Source organism: Pseudoalteromonas fuliginea, from assembly GCF_000690055.1.
Taxonomy (GTDB): Bacteria; Pseudomonadota; Gammaproteobacteria; order Enterobacterales; family Alteromonadaceae; genus Pseudoalteromonas; species Pseudoalteromonas fuliginea.
Genome location: NZ_JJNZ01000068.1, coordinates 37,635 through 43,634 on the forward strand (window position 1 = coordinate 37,635; position 6,000 = coordinate 43,634).

Below are 6,000 nucleotides of genomic sequence, written 5' to 3' on the forward strand. Positions count from 1 at the left end.
ACCATTGTATAAATAGAAACGATTTTAATTATTTTTTAGGGTGTGTTTCTTTTTCGAGATTAAAAAAATTCAATCTTGAAATATTACCACGCCTAGTGATCGATTTTTTTAAGCATACGTAAATATTAAGTTGGTAATATAAATGCAGTGAATCACTTAAGTTAATTCGGGTTATTAGATTCTAGGCGTGACTTTAAATTTGTATTTAAGGTGCGTAGAATAATAAAAAAGCATAGGGATTTATCATGTTAAACATACTTTTAGTTGATGATGACGTTGAGTTTAGTGACGTTGTTTGCCACATAGTCGAATTCCTCGGCCATAATATAAACACCGCAACCAGTTTAAAAGAAGCACACCAATGGTTTGAAAATAATACTTTTGACCATGTGCTGCTTGATTTTATGTTACCTGATGGCAGCGGTTTACACCTACTTGATCATTTGAAAATGATTGGTCAATCTCCAAAAATTACACTTATATCGGGCCATCCTTCAGTTAAGGGGATTTTAGCTGAAATGTGTGAGCCTAATGTTGGGCATTTATTAAAACCATTACAGCGAGAAGACTTAGAGCTGGTTTTAAATGGGCCTAAAAAAACAGCTAAAAAAGTAAAACCCAGTGGTATTACGTGCCACTTTGGTAGCTTAATCGGTGAATCAGAGCCAATGCAAAAACTCTACACTATGATTGAACGTGTTGCTAAAACAAATGCTAACGTGATGCTAATGGGAGAAAGTGGCGCAGGTAAAGAAGTGGTTGCTCAGGCTATCCATAACGCTAGCCAGTGCGAAGGTCCATTAGTTGCAAGTAACTGTGGTGCGCTTTCAAAAGAGTTAATTGGTAGTGAATTATTTGGCCATGAAAAAGGCGCATTTACCGGTGCTATAGCGCGCAAGGAAGGTGTGTTTGAACAATCTAACGACGGTACTTTATTTTTAGATGAAGTAACTGAAATGCCGATTGATATGCAGCCAAATTTATTGCGTGTACTTGAAACTAAAAAAGTAACGCGTGTTGGTGGAAATAAAGAGATACCCACCAATTGCCGAGTTATTTCGGCGACGAATCGCTCGCTTATAGATTTAGCGCAAAATAATGTAATTCGTGAAGATATTTATTTTAGGCTGGCTGTTTTTCCTATCGATATACCGCCACTTCGCGATCGTAAAGAAGATATTCCACTTTTAGCTAAAGCTTTTTTAGAGCAACTAAATGATGAAAATGGCACTTCATTTAGTTGGAAGAGTGAACAGTTAAAAGAGCTGCAAAATTATGAATGGCCGGGTAACGTTCGTGAAATTCGCCATGCGATACATCGTGCATTTATTATGAGCGATCCGCAATCAAGTGAAATTACACTGCCTGATAATTTAGAGTCACCTTTTTCTCGGGTTAATAATAAAACCGCTGAAAAGCAGGTATCGGCAGGGCAAACAATCGAAGAAGTCGAAAAAGAACTTATTCATGCCACGCTTGATAAAGTACAAGGTAATAAAACGCTTGCAGCCCAAATGCTGGGTATTAGTACAAAAACACTTTATAACCGCCTTAATGCGTACGGTGGGATTGGTGAATACAAGTAATTTAAGTTCAGGTTAAATAAAAGGAAATAGAGTGTCTGAAGAAAATAACGAAGCCATAATGCTTAATAAATTAGTTCATGATGCAAGAGCCCCGTTAAATAGAATCTCAATGAATGCGGAGCTAATTAAATTAGTGTTGGAAAACGATATGCCCAAACAAAAGGCACTCGAGGCCCTAGATAAAATAATTTTAAACTGTCAGCAGTGCAGTGAGAGTTTACAAAATATTACAGAGCATAATAACGGTTAGTAAATTCAACTAAGGCACTTATACATCTATGAGCAAGCAAAAACAGCAAGGTAAAGCGAATGTTACATGGGCCGCTTTTATAGTCGTAGTACTAAGTATTATTGTGGGTAATGCTTTTTTGGCGTTAAATACTATTCAGGGGTTAACGCAAACCCAAAAGAGTTTAGACAACACCAGTATGCTAACCACGGCAATTGAGAAGCTGCATCTATCCATAGTGCAAGCTGAGTCTGGACAGCGTGGCTATTTATTAACAGAAGAAGATGATTATTTAACACCGTATTATGATGCTATTGGGCAGTTAGAAGCACAAACTAATCATGTAAAGTCACTTCGTTCTGAAATTGATGGTCAAGCTGAGCGAATTGCTGAGTTGTTACTGCTTGTTGAGCGTAAAATACGTGAATTAAAGAAAACAGTTAATCTTGCATTAGATGATAAAGAACGACGTGCGTTAAATATAGTTAACACACATAGCGGTAGAGACCTATATAAGCAAATTCGTGAACATATTAATGAAATTCAAGACCGTGAATTACTCTTTAAGGTGAGTCACTTTTCGAAATTAGCAAAAATAAAAAATGAGGCAAAAATTACCTTTGCCATTACAGCCATAACAAGTGCTTTGCTTATTATTGGTATGTTTATTATGACCAGACTTAATTTAAGAAACGCGGCGCAATATAGGCTAGAACTTGAAAATCAAAATGAAACATTAGCAGGTAAAGTGTCTGAGCGTACGCAAGAGTTAACCCTGTATTCTGATGAGCTAAGCCGAAGTAACCGGGAACTTGAAGAGTTTGCTTTTGTGGCAAGTCATGATTTACAAGAGCCGCTTCGAAAAATTCAAGCCTTTAGCGACCGCCTCGAAACCATGTTTAAAGATGAACTGGGTGAAAAAGGGATGGATTATATTGGCCGTATGAAAAATGCGGCGCAACGCATGTCTAACTTAATTAACGATCTATTAGAGTTTTCACGCATTACAACGCGCGGTAAAGACTTCGCTGATACAAATTTAAACGAAGTGGTAAGCGATATATTAAGTGATTTAGAAATTGCGATAAAAGAGTCTAATGCACGAGTAGATGTAGAAGACTTGCCGGTTATTCAGGCTGATAAAAGCCAAATGCAGCAACTATTTTTAAATCTATTGTCGAATGCGGTTAAATTTAGGCATCCGGATGTAAGCCCACACATAAAGATTAGTTATGTGCATGAGGATATTTTTAGTGCTGATCATAATACGCATTTAAGTTTCCAAGTTATTACTATAAAAGATAATGGCATTGGTTTTTCACAAGACTATGCCGACAAGATATTTGTTCCATTTCAGCGTTTACATGGTCGTTCACAATACAAAGGGACAGGTATTGGTCTTTCTGTATGTCGGCGTATTGTAGAGCGTCACGGTGGAACAATTACAGCCCAAAGTAAAGACGGTGAAGGTGCTACCTTCGTTATAAAACTACCTGTGGAAGCTGCGCTTTTTACATTGCAAGGAGAGGCTTAAATGCCCTATTCAAAAGTAAAACCGATTACTATTTTAATGGCTGATGATGATGAAGATGATCGTTTGCTAACACAAGATGCCCTTGCTGAAAGTCGTGTACTTAACGAGCTTCACTTTGTTGAAGATGGTGTTGAGCTACTTGAATATTTAGAGCGCAGAGGTAAATTTGAAGATAAAGCTGTGTCGCCACGACCAGGACTTATATTGCTTGATTTAAATATGCCAAGAATGGATGGACGTGAGGCACTTGAGGCCATTAAATCAAATCCCAACTTGAAAGGTATTCCGGTTGTTATTTTAACTACGTCTAAACAAGAAGAGGACATGGTTAAAGGTTACAACTTAGGCGCTGCATCGTATATAACCAAACCCGTGACGTTTGATGGCTTGGTTGAGCTAATGAAAACGCTAGGAAAGTATTGGGTAGAGTTTGTAGAGCTGCCGACAACTTTTAACGATTAAAGGAGATTTTATGTTAGATAAAGTGACTCAGTTGCTGCTTGTAGAAGATGATGAAGATGATTACATACTCACCTGCGACTATTTAGACCAATTGGATTCACACACGTTTAACATTCAATGGATTAGCTCCCCAGAGCAGGCAATTGAAACGCTTAGTAAAAATGAGCATGACATTTGCCTGCTTGATTACCGCCTAGGTGCATCTAATGGATTAGATGTATTAAAAGAAGCCATTGCGAATGGCTTTAGCGGACCCATTATTATGCTTACTGGGCAGTCAAACGACGAATTAGATTCAGCGGCGCTTGATGCTGGTGCAGTAGATTACTTAATAAAAACAGAAATGAGCTCGAGCCGTTTTGCACGCGCTATTCGTTATGCACTTGCTCGTAAAGATGTTGAAGGCGAGCGAGTAGAGCGTTTAAAAGCCGAAGCCGAAAATCGCTCAAAAGATCGCTTTTTAGCTCATTTGAGCCACGAATTACGTACCCCTCTATCGTCCATTTTAGGGTACACCGAACTCTTAATGCAGAGCGACTTTAGTCAGCAAGCAGAAAATGAGCTAGGTGTTATTTATCGAAACGGTAAGCACTTATTGAGCTTGTTAAACGATGTACTCGATTTATCTAAAATAGCAGCCGATAAACTAGAGCTGACCCTAAGTGAAGTTAACCTCGATAGCATGCTTGCTGATGTATACACATTAATGCGTGTGTCTGTGCTCGATAAAGGCCTTACGCTTCGCTTTGAATCAAATCAGCCATTACCTTTGGTTGCACAACTAGATGCAACAAGGGTGCGTCAAATTTTAATAAATTTGATAAATAATGCGGTTAAATTTACCGATAAAGGCGAAATAGTTGTTAATGCGTGGACACAGTGGGTTGATGAGCGCGAAATGCTATTTTTTAGCATTAAAGACTCAGGTATGGGCATTGCCCCTGAAAAACAAGAACTGATTTTTAAACCGTTTGAGCAAATTGCCGATGTAGAATCGCGCTCTGTTGGTGGTGCTGGTCTTGGTTTGGCAATATGCGCTGAGTTATTAGCGCGTATGCAAGGAAGCATTAGTTTAGACTCCGAAATTGGCAAAGGCTCTACATTTACTATTTCTGTGTATCCGGGCGATATTAGTGAAGTAGAACGACAGGTACTTAATTTTAGCAGTGCCCCACAATTACAAAGTAAATCAGCACCTTGTAAGGTGCATGGACGTGTATTAGTGGTAGATGATTTACGCGATTTACGCATGTTGGTTGGCCACATGATTAGTACTTGTGGTGCAAGGGTTGATTATGCGGAGCATGGGCAACAAGCGCTGGAAAAAGTGCGTATTGCGGATGCTTACAAAGCTCCATATGATATTATTTTTATTGATATTCATATGCCTGTAATGGGTGGCAAGGAAGCGACTATAGAGCTTAGAAAAATGGGCTATAAAGGCCCAATAATTGCGCTTACAGCGGCAACGATGAAAGGCATTCGAGAGGAATTGGCAGCCCTTGGTTTTAACGATGTAATCCCCAAACCGGTTGACAGTGCAGTTTTGTACCAGTGTTTACAAGATTACTTAGTGGCGCCTGAAAGCGCACCACAACCTAAAAATATAAATAGTAGTAAAAGTTTAACCGAGAAAAAACAGCGTTTTTTACTTGTTGAAGATGACCACGATGCTGCGCAAATTACGCAACTACTCTTAGAAAGTTTAGGTGTAGAGACCGTGATTGCATCGAGTTGCGCGCAATGTTTACAAATACTCAATCACGATCAGCAATTTAATAAAGTATTGTTAGATATGCACTTACCTGATGGGCGTGGCATTGATTTAGGCCAGCAAATTAATGAACGATACCCTGAATTACGTTTAGTGATTGTAAGTGGCGCAGAGCCAGATCCAAGAGAAATAAAAGATTTAAATATTGACCGAGTTTTACTTAAACCTATTAATTTGAGCTTACTCGAAACGCTTATTAGTTAGGGCCTGTTTATCTTTAGAGGTTAAATTTGCAGCAGTATGTTTGGTGTTTAGGCAAGGCAGAGCCTGTGTAGTGTGGTTATTCCCCATAAATAGGCGATAACGTAGCACAAATGCCAAATATGTGCTGCCCGAAGGGCTGAGGGATCCCCACTTTATCCAGCGGCCTCTTTTTGATAATTAAAAATAAAGTTTTTTAAACTTTTTTCTATAT

Annotated in this window: 5 protein-coding genes; all 5 read left to right on the forward strand. The window is 38.7% G+C overall.

Annotated features, from left to right (window positions below; all coding sequences use genetic code 11):
* Positions 1 to 245: 245 nt before the first annotated feature.
* Genes DC53_RS03650 through DC53_RS03630 form a run of 5 tightly spaced genes read left to right on the forward strand, consistent with a single transcriptional unit; the run spans position 246 to position 5,789 of the window.
* Entirely contained in the window at positions 246 to 1,586 is a 1,341-nt protein-coding gene (locus DC53_RS03650; RefSeq protein WP_033031439.1) for a sigma-54-dependent transcriptional regulator, read from the forward strand.
* 58 nt (positions 1,587 to 1,644) lie between these two features.
* The gene (locus DC53_RS03645; protein ID WP_033016122.1) at positions 1,645 to 1,836 is read left to right on the forward strand and encodes a histidine kinase; all 192 of its coding nucleotides are present in this window, start codon (positions 1,645 to 1,647) and stop codon (positions 1,834 to 1,836) included.
* Positions 1,837 to 1,864: 28 nt separating this feature from the next.
* Positions 1,865 to 3,349 (forward strand): sensor histidine kinase, encoded by a 1,485-nt coding sequence (locus DC53_RS03640; RefSeq protein ID WP_007377038.1) that lies wholly within the window; start codon positions 1,865 to 1,867, stop codon positions 3,347 to 3,349.
* The gene (locus DC53_RS03635) at positions 3,350 to 3,811 is read left to right on the forward strand and encodes a response regulator (protein ID WP_007377037.1); all 462 of its coding nucleotides are present in this window, start codon (positions 3,350 to 3,352) and stop codon (positions 3,809 to 3,811) included.
* Between the two features lie 10 nt (positions 3,812 to 3,821).
* Positions 3,822 to 5,789 (forward strand): hybrid sensor histidine kinase/response regulator, encoded by a 1,968-nt coding sequence (locus tag DC53_RS03630; protein WP_033031441.1) that lies wholly within the window; start codon positions 3,822 to 3,824, stop codon positions 5,787 to 5,789.
* Positions 5,790 to 6,000: the final 211 nt, after the last annotated feature.

Coding starts and splice junctions, on each gene's coding strand:
- DC53_RS03640 (WP_007377038.1), top strand. CDS start 1,865: ATGAGCAAGCAAAAACAGCAAGGTAAAGCGAATGTTACATGGGCCGCT.
- DC53_RS03630 (WP_033031441.1), top strand. CDS start 3,822: ATGTTAGATAAAGTGACTCAGTTGCTGCTTGTAGAAGATGATGAAGAT.
- DC53_RS03635 (WP_007377037.1), top strand. CDS start 3,350: ATGCCCTATTCAAAAGTAAAACCGATTACTATTTTAATGGCTGATGAT.
- DC53_RS03650 (WP_033031439.1), top strand. CDS start 246: ATGTTAAACATACTTTTAGTTGATGATGACGTTGAGTTTAGTGACGTT.
- DC53_RS03645 (WP_033016122.1), top strand. CDS start 1,645: ATGCTTAATAAATTAGTTCATGATGCAAGAGCCCCGTTAAATAGAATC.